The 16,624-nt window shown below is 59.7% G+C and carries 18 protein-coding genes and 1 tRNA gene; 11 read left to right on the top strand and 8 right to left on the bottom strand.

Going from position 1 to position 16,624, the window contains the following annotated elements; genetic code table 11:
- Positions 1-118 precede the first annotated feature (118 nt).
- On the top strand, positions 119-496 hold the full coding sequence (locus ABJO75_RS11135) for a hypothetical protein (RefSeq protein WP_348130306.1): 378 nt from the start codon (positions 119-121) through the stop codon (positions 494-496).
- Positions 497-636: 140 nt separating this feature from the next.
- On the opposite strand, the gene ABJO75_RS11130 is transcribed toward ABJO75_RS11135, so the two are convergent.
- The 4 genes from ABJO75_RS11130 to pdxH form a co-directional block, all read right to left on the bottom strand.
- A tRNA-Pro gene (locus ABJO75_RS11130) sits at positions 637-710 on the bottom strand.
- A gap of 43 nt (positions 711-753) precedes the next feature.
- Positions 754-1,218, bottom strand: a complete 465-nt coding sequence (locus ABJO75_RS11125; RefSeq protein WP_348130303.1) for a DUF192 domain-containing protein — start codon at positions 1,216-1,218, stop codon at positions 754-756.
- A gap of 1 nt (position 1,219) precedes the next feature.
- Positions 1,220-1,756: a cold shock domain-containing protein gene (locus tag ABJO75_RS11120; protein ID WP_348130300.1), complete on the bottom strand. Its 537-nt coding sequence runs from the start codon at positions 1,754-1,756 to the stop codon at positions 1,220-1,222.
- Positions 1,757-1,879: 123 nt separating this feature from the next.
- Positions 1,880-2,485, bottom strand: coding sequence for a pyridoxamine 5'-phosphate oxidase (gene pdxH, locus ABJO75_RS11115; protein WP_348130297.1), 606 nt, complete (start codon positions 2,483-2,485; stop codon positions 1,880-1,882).
- A gap of 117 nt (positions 2,486-2,602) precedes the next feature.
- Here pdxH and fabI point away from each other — a divergent pair, with 117 nt between their 5' ends.
- From fabI to trpE, 6 genes are all read left to right on the top strand, one after another.
- Positions 2,603-3,409: an enoyl-ACP reductase FabI gene (gene fabI, locus ABJO75_RS11110; protein ID WP_348130294.1), complete on the top strand. Its 807-nt coding sequence runs from the start codon at positions 2,603-2,605 to the stop codon at positions 3,407-3,409.
- Positions 3,410-3,415: 6 nt separating this feature from the next.
- Positions 3,416-4,021 carry a LysE family translocator gene (locus tag ABJO75_RS11105; RefSeq protein WP_348130291.1) on the top strand — a complete coding sequence of 202 codons (606 nt, stop codon included), beginning with the start codon at positions 3,416-3,418 and terminating at the stop codon, positions 4,019-4,021.
- A 67-nt stretch (positions 4,022-4,088) separates the two neighbouring features.
- A complete protein-coding gene (gene gpt / locus ABJO75_RS11100) occupies positions 4,089-4,595 on the top strand; it encodes a xanthine phosphoribosyltransferase (protein WP_348130289.1) in 507 nt (168 codons plus the stop codon).
- A 31-nt stretch (positions 4,596-4,626) separates the two neighbouring features.
- The gene (locus ABJO75_RS11095) at positions 4,627-5,796 is read left to right on the top strand and encodes an aminotransferase (protein WP_348130286.1); all 1,170 of its coding nucleotides are present in this window, start codon (positions 4,627-4,629) and stop codon (positions 5,794-5,796) included.
- An 81-nt stretch (positions 5,797-5,877) separates the two neighbouring features.
- Positions 5,878-7,722 (top strand): peptidyl-prolyl cis-trans isomerase, encoded by a 1,845-nt coding sequence (locus tag ABJO75_RS11090; protein WP_348130283.1) that lies wholly within the window; start codon positions 5,878-5,880, stop codon positions 7,720-7,722.
- Between the two features lie 9 nt (positions 7,723-7,731).
- Positions 7,732-9,243, top strand: coding sequence for an anthranilate synthase component I (trpE, locus tag ABJO75_RS11085; protein WP_348130280.1), 1,512 nt, complete (start codon positions 7,732-7,734; stop codon positions 9,241-9,243).
- Positions 9,244-9,482: 239 nt separating this feature from the next.
- Here trpE and ndk read toward each other — a convergent pair whose 3' ends face one another.
- Both ndk and ABJO75_RS11075 read right to left on the bottom strand, forming a co-directional pair.
- Positions 9,483-9,905 (bottom strand): nucleoside-diphosphate kinase, encoded by a 423-nt coding sequence (ndk, locus tag ABJO75_RS11080; RefSeq protein ID WP_348130277.1) that lies wholly within the window; start codon positions 9,903-9,905, stop codon positions 9,483-9,485.
- 134 nt (positions 9,906-10,039) lie between these two features.
- Positions 10,040-11,242 carry a multidrug effflux MFS transporter gene (locus tag ABJO75_RS11075; RefSeq protein ID WP_348130274.1) on the bottom strand — a complete coding sequence of 401 codons (1,203 nt, stop codon included), beginning with the start codon at positions 11,240-11,242 and terminating at the stop codon, positions 10,040-10,042.
- 96 nt (positions 11,243-11,338) lie between these two features.
- Between ABJO75_RS11075 and ABJO75_RS11070 the strand changes: the two genes are divergently transcribed.
- From ABJO75_RS11070 to ABJO75_RS11055, 4 genes are all read left to right on the top strand, one after another.
- Positions 11,339-13,189: an ABC-F family ATP-binding cassette domain-containing protein gene (locus tag ABJO75_RS11070; RefSeq protein WP_348130271.1), complete on the top strand. Its 1,851-nt coding sequence runs from the start codon at positions 11,339-11,341 to the stop codon at positions 13,187-13,189.
- A 2-nt stretch (positions 13,190-13,191) separates the two neighbouring features.
- Complete coding sequence (locus tag ABJO75_RS11065; RefSeq protein WP_348130268.1) at positions 13,192-13,809, top strand: MarC family protein; 618 nt, start codon at positions 13,192-13,194, stop codon at positions 13,807-13,809.
- 51 nt (positions 13,810-13,860) lie between these two features.
- Complete coding sequence (locus tag ABJO75_RS11060; protein WP_348130265.1) at positions 13,861-14,442, top strand: TIGR02281 family clan AA aspartic protease; 582 nt, start codon at positions 13,861-13,863, stop codon at positions 14,440-14,442.
- A 108-nt stretch (positions 14,443-14,550) separates the two neighbouring features.
- A complete protein-coding gene (locus ABJO75_RS11055; protein WP_348130263.1) occupies positions 14,551-15,753 on the top strand; it encodes a cation:proton antiporter in 1,203 nt (400 codons plus the stop codon).
- Between the two features lie 14 nt (positions 15,754-15,767).
- Here ABJO75_RS11055 and ABJO75_RS11050 read toward each other — a convergent pair whose 3' ends face one another.
- Entirely contained in the window at positions 15,768-16,223 is a 456-nt protein-coding gene (locus ABJO75_RS11050; protein ID WP_348130260.1) for a DNA polymerase III subunit chi, read from the bottom strand.
- On the bottom strand, positions 16,223-16,621 hold the full coding sequence (locus ABJO75_RS11045) for a VOC family protein (protein WP_348130257.1): 399 nt from the start codon (positions 16,619-16,621) through the stop codon (positions 16,223-16,225). The genes ABJO75_RS11050 and ABJO75_RS11045 overlap by 1 nt, the downstream gene beginning before the upstream one ends.
- Between the last annotated feature and the right edge of the window lie 3 nt (positions 16,622-16,624).

Raw genomic sequence — 16,624 nt, 5'->3', positions numbered from 1 at the left:
CAGCTTCGTGTCGCATGACGGTCACAGAATTTTTTTGGAGATCCGTTCGATGCGCCCGGCCCCTGCTCCGATTTTACCACTACTGGCAGTAGTGCTAATGGGCTGCGAGACACAAGATATGGTGGCATCGAACGCCAAGGCGCGTTTCGCCTCCTATCCCGACTCGCTGGTCGCCGCGCTGGAATCAGCCTGTGAAGGTCCCGCTCAGACATTCCTTCGGCCGACACAGGATTCGATCGAATGTCGCGAATACTTGCCACCCGAGCCGACCGCTGCGATCATCCTGAGCTATGACGGCACTACAACCGATCTGCCGCAACTCGTCATACGCTTTCAGACACGAAAAGATGCGCCGGGATTCCTCGTTGAAAACGATGTCTACCTGAATGTGCCGCAGAAATCGGGTGCGCCGCTGCATGTACGGCAACAAGACCCACGGTTGAACCGGGTCGTCAATGCCCTCTACCAGCGGTCAGGCGGCGTGCCCGAACCGTGAAGACGCCTCAGCGTTGCCGGGGACATAGTTTCAGCTTTGTGAAAGTACTCCGGGGCGTCTGAGGGGCAGCGCCCCTCAGCTTTCACCCGAGCCATCTGCCCACATGCTTGCGAGCATCAGGCTCATCTTGTCGTAAGCGGTCGGGGCGGCGAGATTCGAACTCACGACCCCCTGTACCCAAAACAGGTGCGCTACCAGACTGCGCCACGCCCCGGACCGTGCGCCTCTCTAGCCGGGCCAATCGGATTTGAAAAGCCCTAACAGGGCCATATTGCCGGACCATCTGAAAAAACTATGTGTCGCATCTGTGAACCGGGCGAAATACCGTAGCTCTTGGCCAATCCGCCGTTGATTTCCAGCACTGCGTAAATGCCAGTTCCGCCTTCAATCGCGGTCAGGTCTCCTGGCACCGCGCGGTGATGCACGTGCTTTACCGTACCGGTCTTGTCCACAAAGATCATATCAAGGGGAATCAGCGTGTTCTTCATCCAGAAACTCGCCCGTCGCGGTGCCTCGTAGACAAACAGCATACCGGACCCGCGTGGCATAGACTCGCGAAACATCAAACCCCGTGACCGTGCCTTGGGCGTATCCACGGTCTCGACCGCAAAGCCCGCCTCGCCCCACGGGCCACGTATCTCAACATGATTATCGCGACATTCGGCGGCGACCACCGCGCCACCGCACAACAGTGCAATCAACAACACAGCGATGCGTATCATATCAGGAGTCGGTCGCAGACACGGCCATTTCCCAGGCCATGACCTCAGCAGCCATCCGGCCGCGCTTGCCATCGATCACCCGCATCGCGAGCGCTTCACCCGGTTGCAGGTCCGCAAGGCCCGATTGCCGCAGGACCTCGATATGCAGAAAGACATCTTCGGAACGGCCAAAGACATTGGCGAAACCAAATCCCTTGGATTTGTCGAACCACTTGACCCGCGCGGGTTCAAGCGGCGCATTGTGAATGACATCCGAATCCAACGTGGCGAAGTCCGTCAGAACCGGAATTTCTTCGCGCGCCGGTGGCGTAATGCTGACAATCTCGACCGCCTGAACGCCCCGGTCTGTCCGATGGGTGACAACTTCAATCCCGGCGCCGTCAGCAACAGAGCTCTGCCCGAAATTACGCAGGACATTTACATGCAGCAAAATATCCGGTCCGCCTTCGTCAGACACGACAAAGCCGAACCCCTTGACGGGATCGAACCACTTTACCTGACCGCGCACGTGGTACATGCTATTCAGATCGTCCGCCACAAGTTAACCACCACGATGATTGTTGCCCCATTGTTACACGAAGTAGTGGACAAGTTTAAGTACCAATTTCAAGAAGAAATTGCGACGAAATTACAAGTGGTTGCATTTCGCGTGACGTGAATGTCACGGACTGAGTCGCTGAATCTGCCATTCTGCGCCCTCATCTGGGCGTTGCCAGAGAAACCGATCATGCAATCGAAAGGCACCGTCGGCCCAGAACTCGATATGGCTCGGCACGAGCCGATAGCCACCCCAGAACGGTGGGCGTGAGGGGTTCGTCCCATGCTGCGCCGTCACCTTTGCGACCTCTGCCATCAACGTCGCGCGGCTGTTCAGAGGTTGCGATTGACGCGACGCCCAGGCGCCAAGGCGGCTCTTGAGAGAGCGCGAGGCGAAATACGCATCGGCCTGCGGGCCGTCTTCCCGGCTGATTGTGCCTCGGACCCGGATTTGGCGACGCAGCGATTTCCAGTGCACGACAAACGCTGCCTTACCTGCCCCGTCCAGTTCCTGCGCCTTCTGGCTTTCGTAGTTGGTATAAAAAACGAATGCGGCGGGTTCGATCTCTTTCAGTAGAACCATACGCACATTTGGCAGCCCGTCCGCATCCACCGTGCTCAGCGCGATGGCGTTCGGATCGTTCGGTTCGCTCGCCTGCGCCTCGGTCAGCCAGCGCTGTGCAATCGCAAACGGATCATCTCCTGCGAATTTCCCATCCCGTTCAGTCAATGTATCCCCTTCGCATCGGTCGCCCACGCACCGTGTCCTACTGTCTGCCAGTACTTGAAGCAGTCAGGTCAATCGCCTAAAGGTCAAGGCCACATTGCGCTTTTGTCGGAGAAAAAAATGTCAAATCAACTAATGGCCGGCAAACGCGGGCTGATCATGGGCCTCGCGAATGACAAGTCGATCGCATGGGGCATCGCCAGATCGCTTGCAGATGCCGGAGCCGACCTGGCGTTTTCCTATCAGGGTGATGCGCTTAAAAAACGGGTTGATCCGCTTGCCGCGCAATTGGGCAGCGAGATTGTCCTGCCCTGCGACGTAGGGGATGAAGCGTCGATTGACGCGCTGTTTGACGAACTGAAGGAACAATGGGGCACGATTGATTTTATCGTTCACGCCATCGGCTTCTCCGACAAAAACGAATTGCGTGGGCGCTATGTCGACACAAGCCGCGCCAATTTTCAACTCTCCATGGATATCTCGGTGTATTCCTTCACCGCAGTTGTTCAACGCGCCGAAAAGATGATGAACGAGGGCGGGTCTTGCCTCACGCTGACCTACTATGGTGCCGAACGCGTCATGCCACATTATAATGTCATGGGCGTCGCCAAGGCTGCGCTCGAGGCCTCCGTTCGCTATCTGGCCGAAGATCTGGGCAAGGACGGCATCCGCGTCAACGCGATCTCTGCCGGGCCGATCAAGACGCTCGCCGCCAGCGGCATTGGCGATTTCCGCTACATCATGAAGTGGAACGAAAACAATTCTCCCCTGCGGCGCAACGTGACCATTGACGATGTTGGCGGATCGGCGCTGTACCTGCTGTCCAATCTCGGTGCGGGGACGACGGGTGAGGTGCTGCATGTGGATGCAGGTTATCACGTTGTCGGAATGAAAGCCGTGGACGCACCGGACATGACCAAGGGCTAGGCCGCGATGGACTTCGCGCATGTCATTGCCTTCAACCTGACGCTGCTGGCGGCGATCGCGAGTCCGGGTCCTTCCCTTCTCTTTCTGACACGAAGCTCGATGGCGCATGGTCGCCGCGCCGGGCTAGCGGCGGCGGCTGGGCTGGCGGTCATGGCCGCGCTCTGGACGCTGACGGCGTTGTTGGGCCTTGAAGGTCTGTTCACCCTGTTTCCATGGGCCTACGGCTTACTCAAGGGGCTCGGAGCGGCATACTTGCTCTACATCGCTTGGACCACGTGGCGCGGTGCGCGACAGCCTTTAAGCGAGGTTAACGCCCCGTCGGGCAAGCGCATGTTCCTGCAGGGCCTCTTGATCAACCTGGGCAACCCGAAATCGGTGATGTTCGCGGCGGCCGTCTTGCTGGTGATCTTTCCGCCCGATCTGACCGCATATCAGAAAACCTTTATTTTCTTCAATCACCTGGCTGTCGAACTTACCGTGCAACCCTTGCTGGCGGTACTGCTCTCGACCGGCCCGGTCCGGCAACGCTATCTGAACCTGAAACCGGCGTTTGACCGGATTGCCGCCGCCGTCCTTGGCGCACTTGGCCTGAGGCTTCTGTTCGGGCGTTGATCAACCGAGAGCGGACTTTCCTTAGCCTCGGGCTTGCGCTAATGCGAAACAGACGAGGAGTGATCACATGACTGACAACCGCCTGCCCCACGAAAAGGGTTTTCACATCAGCTGGGACCAGATCCACCGCGACAGCCGCGCGCTGGCTTGGCGTCTGGATGGTCACGGCCCCGACGACGGTGGATGGCGCGCGGTTGTGGCTATTACCCGCGGCGGCATGGCCCCTGCGATGATCGTCGCGCGCGAGCTTGATATCCGCACGGTGGATACGATCAGTATCAAATCTTACGACCATCAGGCCCAGTCCGAAGCCAAGGTGCTGAAATCCCCGGATGCAGAGATGATGGGCGACGGAACCGGCATCCTGATCGTCGATGATCTGGTGGACAGCGGCAAAACCCTTGAAGTCGTGCGCAAGATGTTCCCCAAAGCGCATTTCGCGACCGTCTACGCCAAGCCCAAGGGGCGCCCGCAGGTCGATACCTTTATCACCGAAGTCAGCCAAGACACCTGGATTTTCTTCCCCTGGGACATGGCACTGCAATATGTCGAGCCTTACCGGGGCAAGGACTGACCGCGAATTACTACCGTTTCTGGGGCCTGACATGACGCGTACACGATCCACCTTTCCCTCTCCGATCGTCGAGACCTTTGGCTGGCTCAACGGGATCGAACACCCTGCGGATCGCCCGTTGATGCTAGTGTCGCAAGCCGCGCCCGTGGCACCACCACCGCAGGAATTGCGACAGGCGCTGGCCGACATGGTCCTGACCAATGACGCCATTCATCTCTACGGGCCCGTTCTGGGCCTGAACGAGCTGCGCGACGAACTTGCCAGCCAGTGCAGCGCCAGATATAATGGCGAGATCGCGCAAGCGCAGGTCGCCATCACCTCGGGCTGCAATCAGGCCTTTGCCGCCGCGATCGCCACGCTTACCGATCAGGGGGATGAGGTTATCCTGCCAACCCCTTGGTATTTCAATCACAAGATGTGGCTTGATATGTCCGGGGTCAACGCTGTTCCGCTGCCTGCTCAGGCGGACATGCTGCCCGATCCCGACGAGGCGGCACAGCTGATCAATGACCGCACACGGGCCATCGTTCTTGTCACGCCCAACAACCCCACCGGGGCCGAATACCCTGCGTCGCTGTTGCGCGCTTTCTATGATCTCGCCAAATCGCGCGGGATCAAGCTCATCGTGGATGAAACCTATCGTGATTTTGACAGCCGCGATGGCGCGCCGCATGATCTGTTTACCGATCCCGATTGGGACCAGACGCTGCTGCATCTCTATTCCTTTTCCAAGGCCTATCGCCTCACCGGGCACCGCGTCGGCGCGATTGTGACCTCTGCCGACCTGCTGCTGGAGATCGAGAAGTTTCTCGACACGGTCACGATCTGCCCGACCCAGACTGGCCAGCAAGCGGCGCTGTGGGGCATGCGGAACCTGTCAGACTGGTTGGCGGGCGAGCGTATGGAAATTCTCGCGCGTCGCGCCGCGATCCGTGACGGGTTTCCCGTTCTTGCCGCGCAAGGGTGGGCCTTGCGAGGGTTGGGTGCCTATTTCGCTTATGTCGAACATCCGTTCGACATGCCGTCTGACCAGCTGGCAAAATCGATGGTCAAGCAGGCCAGCATCCTTGCCCTGCCCGCCACGATGTTCACGCCGCCGGGTGATTCCCATGGCGCTCGCCATCTGCGCATCGCCTTTGCCAACCTCGACCGCGCCGGAATTGCCGCGTTTTTTGACCGAATGGCCACCCTGCCCGCCTGAACCCGTCTTGCCCCCCCAGAACACGCGTCGTAGACAAGGCGGCGAAAAACAAGGCAGATCATTGCCAGGCAGGGAGGCATCATGGCCGCAGGCGTTAAAAGTTTATCCAAGACATTCGTCTGGATTATCCTCGCACTTCTGATCGTGGGTTTGGCCGGTTTTGGCGCAACCAACCTCAGCGGCACGATCCGCACCATCGGATATGCGGGTGATCAACCGATCAGCGTCGACGACTATGGCCGCGAACTTCAACGCGAGATTCGCGCAATCGAGGCACAGTCGGGTCAAACCCTGCCGATGTCACAGGTCCGCGCCATGGGGCTGGATCAGGTGGTCCTATCCCGGCTCGTTGGGCTCGCCTCACTGGATAACGAAGTTGCGAACCTCGGCATTTCCATCGGCGATGAAAACCTGCAGCAGGAAATTCTGCAAATCCCGGCGTTTCAGGGGATCGACGGTGCATTTGATCGCGAATCCTATCGCTTTGCCCTCAGCCAGGCTGGCCTGAACGAAACCGACTTTGAAAACGATCTGCGCGCCGAATCCGCCCGCACGATTGTTCAGGGTGCGGTTGTGGCAGGCACCACGATGCCCGACGTCCTGACCCAGACCATGACCGACTACATCGCTGCAAGGCGCAATTTTACCTGGGCGCAGATGACGGCCGAGGATCTTGAAACACCGATTCCCGCCGCAACTCCCGAAGAATTGCAGGGCTACTACGACGATCATCCGGATGATTTCACGCTGCCCGAAACCAAGCGTCTCACCTATGTCCTGATGACACCGGAAATGATTCTCGATCAGGTCGAAATCGATGAAACCGCCCTGCGCGACCTTTATGACAGTCGTAGTGAGGAATACGACATTCCCGAACGGCGACTGGTGGAACGTCTGGCATTTGCCGATATCGCGGCGGCGTCGAGTGCAAAGGCACAGCTTGATGTCGGCGGCACGACCTTTGAGGCATTGGTCGAGCAACGTGGCCTGGCCCTCGCCGATATCGACTTGGGCGACGTTACCCGTGACGATCTGCGCGAAGCTGCGGACGATGTATTTGCCGCCGAGATCGGCGATGTACTCGGCCCGCTTCCGTCCGAGCTCGGCCCCTCCCTCTACCGCGTCAACGGAAACCTCGCGGCACGTGTGACCGCGTTTGAAGAGGTCGAAGAAGAATTGCGCGCCGAACTCGCAGGGGATCGCGCCCGGCGGCTGATCGAGACTCAGGCCGAAGGGATCAACGATCTGATGGCTGGAGGTGCAACGCTGGAGGAACTTGTCGAGGAAACCGACATGGCGCTCGGCACCATCAACTGGACAGACGAGGAACACGAAGGTGTGGCCGCCTATGCGGAATTCCGTGCCGCCGCCGCCGCCGTCACCGAAGATGATTTCCCTGAGATCGACTTTACCGAGGATGGCGCGATCTTTGCCCTGCGTCTGGAAGAAGTGCTGCCGGTTCGCCCGGAACCCTTTGCCGCCGCGCGCGAAAAGGTCGCCGAGGCATGGGCGCTGGAGCAGACCGAAGCTGCGCTGAGGGCGCAGGCAGATGCGATTGTTGCAGAACTCGGTGAAGGCGAAGATTTCACCGAAACCGGCCTGTCCTTTCGCGTCGAGAACAGCATGACGCGAACGGCATTTGTCGAAGGCACACCTCCGGATTTCATGTCGCAGGTGTTCGAAATGGAAAAAGGCGAACTGCGCGTGATTTCTGGCGAAGGCACCGTTTTGATCGTGCGGCTTGAGGATACCCTGCCGCCGGAAGAGACCGCTGAGCTGACCGCGATGCAAACAGCGTTTGGCGATGGCCTTGATCAGGCATTGGCCGAAGCTCTGTTCGAGGCCTTCATGCGCGATGCCCGTCTGCGCGCTAAACCGCAAATTGACCAGCAGGCGCTGAACGCCGTGCAGGCGAGTTTCCAGTAAGGGCAGATCATGGCGCTGACACCGGACTACGACAGTTTTGCCCGCGCTTACGAGGCGGGCGAAAATCAGGTTGTCTACACGCGGCTTGCCGCCGATCTCGACACGCCGGTGTCATTGATGCTCAAGCTGACGGGCGCGCAAAAGGACGCCTTCATGCTTGAATCCGTGACCGGTGGCGAAGTGCGTGGGCGCTATTCGATCATCGGAATGAAACCGGACCTGATCTGGCGTTGCCGGGGCGTTCAAAGCGAGTTGAACCGATCCGCCCGCTTTGATCCGGATGCGTTCGAAGGCCAACAGGGCGATCCCATGGCCAACCTGCGCGGCCTGATTGGCGAGAGCCACATCGCGCTCCCCGAAGACCTGCCACAGGCAGCTGCCGGGCTGTTTGGCTATCTCGGCTATGACATGGTGCGGCTGGTGGAACATCTGCCGGATGTCCCGTCCGATCCGCTGGGCCTGCCGGATGCGGTGATGTTACGCCCTTCGGTCGTGGCAGTTCTGGATGGGGTCAAGGGCGAGGTCACGGTGGTTTCGCCTGCCTGGGTCAGCGATGGCCAGACTGCGCGCGCGGCCTATGCTCAGGCGGCAGAACGGGTGATGGATGCGGTACGCGATCTTGAACGTGCCATGCCAGCCGAAACCCGCGACCTTGGGGATGCCGCCGAAGTTGCCCCCCCGGTCAGCAATTTTACACCCGATGCCTACAAGGCCGCGGTGGAGACCGCCAAAGACTATATCCGCGCCGGCGACATCTTTCAGGTCGTACCGTCACAGCGATGGACGCAAGAGTTTCCCCTGCCCCCCTTTGCACTGTATCGCAGCTTGCGCCGAACCAACCCGTCGCCCTTTATGTTCTATTTTAACTTTGGCGGTTTTCAGGTGATCGGGGCGTCGCCCGAAATTCTGGTGCGCGTGTTTGGTAGCGAGGTCACGATCCGCCCAATCGCAGGCACCCGCCCGCGCGGCGCAACGCCTGAAGAGGACCGGGCGCTCGAAGCAGACCTGCTTGCGGACAAGAAAGAACTGGCAGAGCATCTGATGCTGCTTGATCTGGGCCGGAATGACACCGGTCGGGTCGCCAAGATCGGCACGGTACGTCCGACTGAGAAATTCATCATCGAGCGTTATTCTCACGTGATGCACATTGTCAGCAACGTGGTTGGCGAACTGGACGAAAACAAGGACGCGCTTGACGCGTTTTTCGCAGGGATGCCCGCAGGTACCGTCAGCGGCGCGCCCAAGGTGCGCGCGATGGAAATCATCGACGAGTTGGAGCCAGAAAAGCGCGGTGTCTATGGTGGCGGCGTCGGCTATTTTTCGGCCGGTGGTGATATGGACATGTGCATCGCGCTGCGTACGGCGGTGGTGCAGGATCGCAAGCTTTATATCCAGGCTGGGGGCGGAGTTGTCTATGACAGCGATCCGGAGGCCGAGTATCAGGAAACCGTTCACAAATCCAACGCCATCCGGCGCGCGGCGGCAGATGCTGCTCGCTTTACCGGGAACGGTAACAGCTGAACGGTCCCATTGGGACGTTTCTAGAGAGGGCGCTGCCCCCGCCGCCCTCCGGGCGACTCCCCCGGAGTATTTTTGCAAAGCTGAAGATGTCGGCTCTGGCAGGTATGCACGGTTTGCGTGCGTCTGACGGTTCTTGATCGTCGCTGCTTGCCCGCAGCCGGAATGAGAAAGGGCCGCACGTCATCGGTGCAGCCCTTTCTTAACGTGTTCAATGTTCGATCCGGTGGGGATCGCGCGATTTAGCCGACCAGTTCGAGACCAGCGAAGAAATAGGCGATTTCTACTGCTGCGGTCTCGGGCGCATCCGAACCGTGAACCGAGTTTTCGCCAACCGACTCGGCGAATTCGGCGCGGATGGTGCCGGGTGCGGCGTCTGCTGGGTTGGTGGCGCCCATGATTTCCCGGTTCTTGGTGATGGCGCTTTCGCCTTCCAGAACCTGCACGACGACCGGAGCCGAGGACATGAATTCGCAAAGTTCGCCATAAAACGGACGTTCCTTGTGGACTTCATAAAACACGCCAGCCTGCTCCATGGTCATGTGAATGCGCTTTTGCGCGATAATGCGCAGGCCCGCTTCTTCAAACTTGGCGTTGATCTTGCCGGTCAGGTTGCGGCGGGTGGCGTCGGGCTTGATGATCGAAAAGGTGCGTTCCAGTGCCATCGGGCATCTCCATCTTTGGGCGGCGGAATTGTCCGCCGGACTATCTTGCGCGCCGCCTAGCACGGGCTGGCTGGTTTGAAAAGGCGCGTTGGGCCGGTCTGGGCGGCATTTTGACCTGAATCGCCGTGGTCGTGTCAGGCCACGTCCACAAGCGGATCGATCTGATCGCGCCATCGAACGTAGAGTGCAGACAGCAAGCCGAAGCCGCTGATCACCGACATCATCGCCAGAACCGCAAAAGGTGCATTTCCGGCCGTCACGATCGCACCGGTGCTGCTGGTCAGAACGGCCCCCAACCCAACTGCCAGCGCCCCCGACAGACCCGAAGCCGTGCCCGCGAGGCTGGGGCGCACTGACAACAGGCCTGCGCTGGCGTTTGCAATGGTCAGCCCGTTGCCAAATCCTACTGCGATTGCAGAGGCAAAAAACACCCAGACGCTCCCGAGGCCCAGAAAGAAGAGGACAAGGCCGATCAGCGGCCCAATGGTTGCGGCGCTGCGCCCCCAGAGGATCAGCGGCATCAAACCGGTGCGCGCCGCCATCCGTCCTGTGACAAAATTGCCCGCCATGAAACCGGTGGTGATGATGCCGATTCCAACACCCAGCATGGCCGGGCTGAGATCGAACCAAGCGGAGGCAACAAGCGGTGCGCCGGTGATGAAGGTATAAAAGCCACCCACCGAGAATGCGATACAAAGGCTGTACCCCCAGAACCGGCGCGACTTCAGCAGGTAGGGATATTCGCGCAATTGCTGCCCGAACTTTGCGGATGGCGTTCGGTGCGTTTCGCCAAGGTCGAACCAGAGCAAGGCCAGAACCGCGAAGCCCATAAACGTGAACAGACCGAAACCGGCCCGCCAGCCAAACAGCATGTGCAGCGCGCCACCCAGAACCGGTGCCAACATCGGCGCCAGCGCCATCGACATGGCGACGTATCCCATCAGGCTCGCCGCCTCGTTGGGAGGATGCATATCCCGTATGATCGCGCGAGACAGCACCTGCCCCGCCGCGATCGCGCCTTGCAGCAGGCGAAACGCCAGAAAGACCCAGAACTCTTGCGCAAGCACGCACCCGACAGATGCGAGCGCAAAGATCGCCACGGACACGAGGAGCACCGGGCGGCGTCCGAACCTGTCTGACATCGGGCCAATGATGATCTGCAGAACCGCCGTAATCGCCAGATAGCCCGATATCGCGAGGTTCAAATAGCCGTAGGAGACGTCGAATTCTTCCGCCATCTGCGCCAGCGAAGGCAGAATCATGTTCAGCGATACCACCGATACTCCGGTCAGGATGACCAGTGTATACAGATGCGGTGGGCTTTGCGCGGGTCGCATGAGGAACTCGGTGACTTCGGGGTTGCGAACAAAGCTGCGCTAACACGTCGGAGACAGGCTTTCCATAGCCTCCCCGGCTCTGCTAAGAGCCGCCTCATGTTACGCATAAATGATATCACCTACGCCGTCGAAGGCCGCCCGTTGTTCGAATCGGCCAGCGCCACCATCCCTACGGGGCACAAGGTTGGCATGGTCGGGCGCAATGGCGCTGGCAAGACCACGCTGTTCCGTCTCATCCGGGGTGAATTGGCGCTTGAAAGCGGCGCTATCAGCCTGCCCTCGCAGGCCCGCATCGGTGGAGTCGCGCAAGAGGTTCCCGGCAACGAAGTGTCGTTGCTGGATACCGTTCTGGCCGCGGATACCGAACGCGCCGACCTGCTGGCCGAGGCCGAAACCGCCACTGACCCGGCGCGAATCGCCGATGTTCAGACCCGCTTGACCGATATTGACGCTTGGTCCGCCGAGGCACGCGCATCATCGATTCTGCGCGGTCTGGGGTTTGACAGCGACGAACAGGCCATGCCGTGCAGCGCCTTTTCCGGTGGCTGGCGGATGCGCGTGGCGCTGGCGGCGGTGTTGTTTTCTCAACCGGATTATCTGTTGCTGGACGAACCGACCAACTATCTGGATCTCGAAGGCGCGTTGTGGCTGGAGAACTATCTTGGTCGCTATCCACACACCGTGATCATCATCAGCCATGATCGCGATTTGCTGAACCGGGCCGTGGGCGGCATCCTTCATCTGGAGGATCGTGGGCTCACGTATTACACGGGCAACTATGACCAGTTCGCCCGCCAGCGCGCTGCCAACCGTGCGGTGCAGGCGGCAGCGGCCAAGAAACAAGATGCAAGGCGCGCGCATCTGCAGGCCTTTGTCGACCGGTTCAAGGCCAAGGCCAGCAAGGCCAAGCAGGCGCAGAGCCGGGTCAAGATGCTGGAAAAGATGGAAACCATCCGCGCGCCCGAGGATGCGGCGCGCACGGTATTCTCGTTTCCCGAACCCGAAGAACTGTCGCCCCCGATCATCGCCACCGAGGGCGTCAAGGTCGGCTATGGCGACACTGTTGTGTTGCGCGATCTGAACCTGCGCATCGATCAGGACGACCGGATCGCGTTGCTCGGCAAAAACGGTCAGGGCAAATCTACACTCGCCAAGATGCTCAGCGACCGGCTGGCCCCGATGGCCGGCAAGATGAGCAGCTCCAACAAGCTGCGCATCGGGTTCTTTGCACAGCATCAGGTCGAGGAACTGCACGTCGACGAAACCCCGCTGCAACACCTGCTGCGTGAACGCCCCGCCGAGGGACAGGCCCGCTTGCGTGCGCGACTGGCCGGGTTCGGTCTGGGTGCGGATCAGGCCGACACGGTGGTCGGACGGTTGTCAGGTGGGCAAAAGGCGCGGTTATCACTGCTGCTAGCCACCCTGCCCGCGCCGCATCTGCTGATTCTCGACGAACCGACCAACCACCTCGATATTGAAAGCCGCGAGGCGTTGGTCGAGGCGCTCACCGCCTACTCCGGCGCGGTCATTCTGGTCAGCCACGACATGCATCTGCTGTCACTAGTGGCCGACCGGCTTTGGCTGGTTTCGGCAGGTACGGTTCTGCCTTATGAAGGCGATCTGAATTCCTATCGTGATCTGCTGCTGGCGCGCGACAAGCCTTCGCGCAAACCGGATGAGGCCAAAGCAAAGCCCAAGCGCCCCTCGCGCGATGCCATTCTCGCATTGCGCGCAGAGGCCCGCAAAAGCGAGGAACGGGTGCAAAAGCTGAACACCATGCGTGACAAGCTGGCAACCAAACTGGCGGATCCGGCGCTTTATGAAGACGACAAGAAAGGCGAAGCCGAAGTCTGGCAACGCAAATACGCGGAAGTCATGAATGGGCTTGACCGGGCCGAGGCGCTCTGGATGAGTGCACTTGAAAAACTTGAACGGGCGGAGGCCTGACATTGGATACCGCGTTTCTGATTACCGCCTTTGTGACGCTATTTGTCGTGATCGACCCTATCGGCCTGGCGCCGCTGTTTATCGCCATGACTCAGGACACGTCGGCGAAACGACGGCGTGCGATCGGGATACGCGCCTGTCTGACCTCGATCGGAATTCTGGCCATCTTTGCGGCCTTTGGCGAGGCGGTTCTGGGCTTTGTTGGCATCTCGATGCCTGCGTTCCGAGTGGCGGGCGGAATCCTGCTGTTCCTGACGGCGCTCGACATGCTGTTTGAGCGGCGCACCAAACGCCGCGAGGGTCAGGCCGAGGAAGATGAAGGTCCGGATCCGTCGGTGTTTCCGCTGGCCATTCCGCTGATTGCCGGCCCCGGTTCGATCGCTACGGTGATCCTGCTGGCTGGGCAAAAGCCGGGCCTCGAAGGGCTTGCCGTGGTGATCGGCATCATGATCGCCGTGGTCGCGCTTGTTTTTCTGCTGTTTCTGGTCAGCGGTTTTCTGGCCACGGCCCTCGGCAAGACAGGGATCAACGTGGTTACACGCCTGCTCGGGATGTTGCTGGCGGCACTTGCGACCCAGTTTGTGTTGGACGGATTGCGCAATTTCGGATTTGCCAGTTAGCAAGCGTCGGCGGGATGCCTATATGCAGAGTGTAAACTTTGGAAGGACCCGATGGCGTCATTTGAACTAGGCAACGTGATCTACCTGATCCTGTTATTGGCCATGGTGCTGACATGGTTCGTGGCGCAGAACCGGCAGTCGCTGAGCAAGATCGTGCAACAGGTGTTGGCCTGGGGGCTGATCTTTATCGGCGTGGTCGCCGCTATCGGCGTCTGGGATGACATCCGGCAGACCCTGCGTCCGACGCAAAGCGTCATCACAGCAACCGGACAAATCGAAGTCCCGCGTGCACAGGACGGGCACTATTATCTGACCCTGCAGGTCAATGACAAACCCATTGAGTTCTTGGTGGATACCGGGGCATCCGAAATGGTGCTGACCGCGGCGGACGCAGAACGTGCCGGGTTGCAGCTGGACGACCTAATCTATTCCGGACGGGCCTTGACCGCCAATGGCGAGGTCCGCACCGCGCGCGTCAAACTTGACAGTGTCGAGCTTGGCGATGTTCTCGACCAAGGTGTAACCGCCTGGGTCAACGAAGGCGAAATGGAGCAATCGCTGTTGGGAATGGGCTATTTGCGGCGGTGGAACCGGATCGAGATCAGCGATAACGCGCTTGTTCTGACGCGCTGATACGGCCACGCCGCGCCACCGAAATTTGGGGCAGTGGCTATTTCCGGTTGGTCGCACCCTGCTTTGGTGCATAGTTGACCCTGCTGCGGGAACACCTCAGGGCAGGTCATGGAACATTATCTCGTCTACATCGCCTTCGCGATGCTTCTCTATTGCATGTACTCGGCCAGAATTGGCGCGTTTGGGATAACGATGCCCATGGTCAGTCTTGCCATCGGCGTGTTTGTCGGCCTCGGCGACTCGGCTCTTGATCTGGAGGCAGCCTCGACCTTTCACCATCTGGCCGAGGTCACGCTGGCCCTGCTGTTGTTTGCCGACGCCACGAGCCTGCGGCGCGATACGTTGAAAAAGATCGGTCAACGCACCAAGCGCATGCTTCTTCTTGGTCTGCCCTTTGCGATCATCATCGGCGCACTGCTCAACTGGCTCCTGCTGACGGACTGGCCGTTCTGGGAAGTGTGTCTGCTGGCCGCGCTTCTCGCTCCGACGGATGCGGCACTTGGGCAATCGATACGGTCCAATACCAGCATTCCGCAAGACTTCCGCGATGCAATGAATGCCGAAAGCGGGTTGAACGACGGTCTCGCCTTGCCCTTCGTGATCTTCTTTGCCGGGCTTGCCGTCAGCGATGCGGTTCCGGTTCTGGGGGATGGCTCGCTTGTGAAGCTGCTCGTCAAGGAAATCTGTATCGGTGCTGGTGTCGGCCTGCTGGGCGGTTTCGTGATCGGAAAACTGCGCAACCACGTCATAGCCCAGAATCTGATGGATCTGGAGCTTGGTCAGGTCGCTGTTCTGGTGCTTGTCGGGTTCATCTTTTTCGCGGCGGAACATTTTGAGGGCAACGCCTTTGTTGCCGTCTTTGTTGCCGGGCTTGCCTATGCCAATACCGTGAATTCCACGACGCTGCCCGCCCGCCATTTTCTTGAAGGCGACGGCCAGTTCCTTGCCATGCTCAGCTTCCTTTTCATCGGCGTTCTGTTTGTTCCCGAAGCGCTGACGTACTTGTCGGGTGTGGACCTCGTTGTCGTGATCCTGTCGCTTGTGTTCGTCCGCCCGGTTGCAATCTGGCTATCGCTGATGGGAACAAAAACCACGCCAAACGAGCGGCTGTTCTATGGCTGGTTTGGACCACGCGGCCTCGCGACCGCGCTGTTTGCGGTATTCGTTGCGATGGATTTTGAAGGGATCGTGATGATCCACAAGATCGTCGCCATCGCGATTACGGCTGTTCTGATATCGGCCTTCGCTCATGGCTTTAGCGCCAAATACGCCGCGCAACTGTTTCGCTTTGACGAGATCGAAAGGAAATAGGCAAAGGTTGTCGATCAGCGCTCTGCCTTTTTCTCCCAACGACCGGAATCCTCAGACCAGTATTGCGCGGAACACCCAGCATCGGTCAGCGCTTTCCACTGTTCACGCGCACGCTGTACCGCAGGGGGATCATTGCCGTCAAAGAGGATGCACACCCGTTCGAGAGAGTTAACCTCTTCGGGCGCAATATCTGCTCCATCAATCGTCATCATGCATTCCGCAGCGTTTGCAGCGTTGCCGGTTGTCAGCAGGATCGGCTGGTCGGCATCATGCGGACCACCGGCCACCCCATGCGGAAGAAAGCCGTCATCCGGGCCAAGCCACAGCCGTTCATCAAGCCATGCCAAACGACCGCTGTCTGTACCGCGCACAGCGATACGCCACCCGGCCTGCCGCGCCTTACCCAATAGCACAGGCAAGGTGTGCTCAAGCGGCTGGCGCGTGAGGTGATAGAAATAGGCCGCGCCCATTACGGCGCAGCCATCGGGTCGTAATCGCCCAGCGTCCAGATATGCCCCTCGGGGTCACGTACGGAAAAGCTCGCGCCGCCATAGGATTGATCCTCAAGTGGCATCACGATCTCGGCCCCCGCCGCGACCGCCCTTGCGTGCCGGGCGACGACATCATCAACAACGGCATAGATCGACGTTGTGACTCCCCCTGCTGACGCGGGATCCGTCATGAACCCATCAAAGGGACCCTCATTGGGCGGGCCAAACATCATCAACCCGCTGCCCAGCCGGATCTGCACATGCACAATCTTGCCTGCGTCATCCCGATAGACCGCGTGTTCGACCAATCCGAGCACGCCGGTGACAAAGGCCAGCGCGGCCTCGCAATCGCGGTAGCGGGTGGCGGGGATGAGCATGGG

The organism is Sedimentitalea sp. (assembly GCF_039973035.1).
Taxonomy (GTDB): domain Bacteria; phylum Pseudomonadota; class Alphaproteobacteria; order Rhodobacterales; family Rhodobacteraceae; genus Sedimentitalea.
This window is presented reverse-complemented; position numbering and strand designations above follow the sequence as displayed.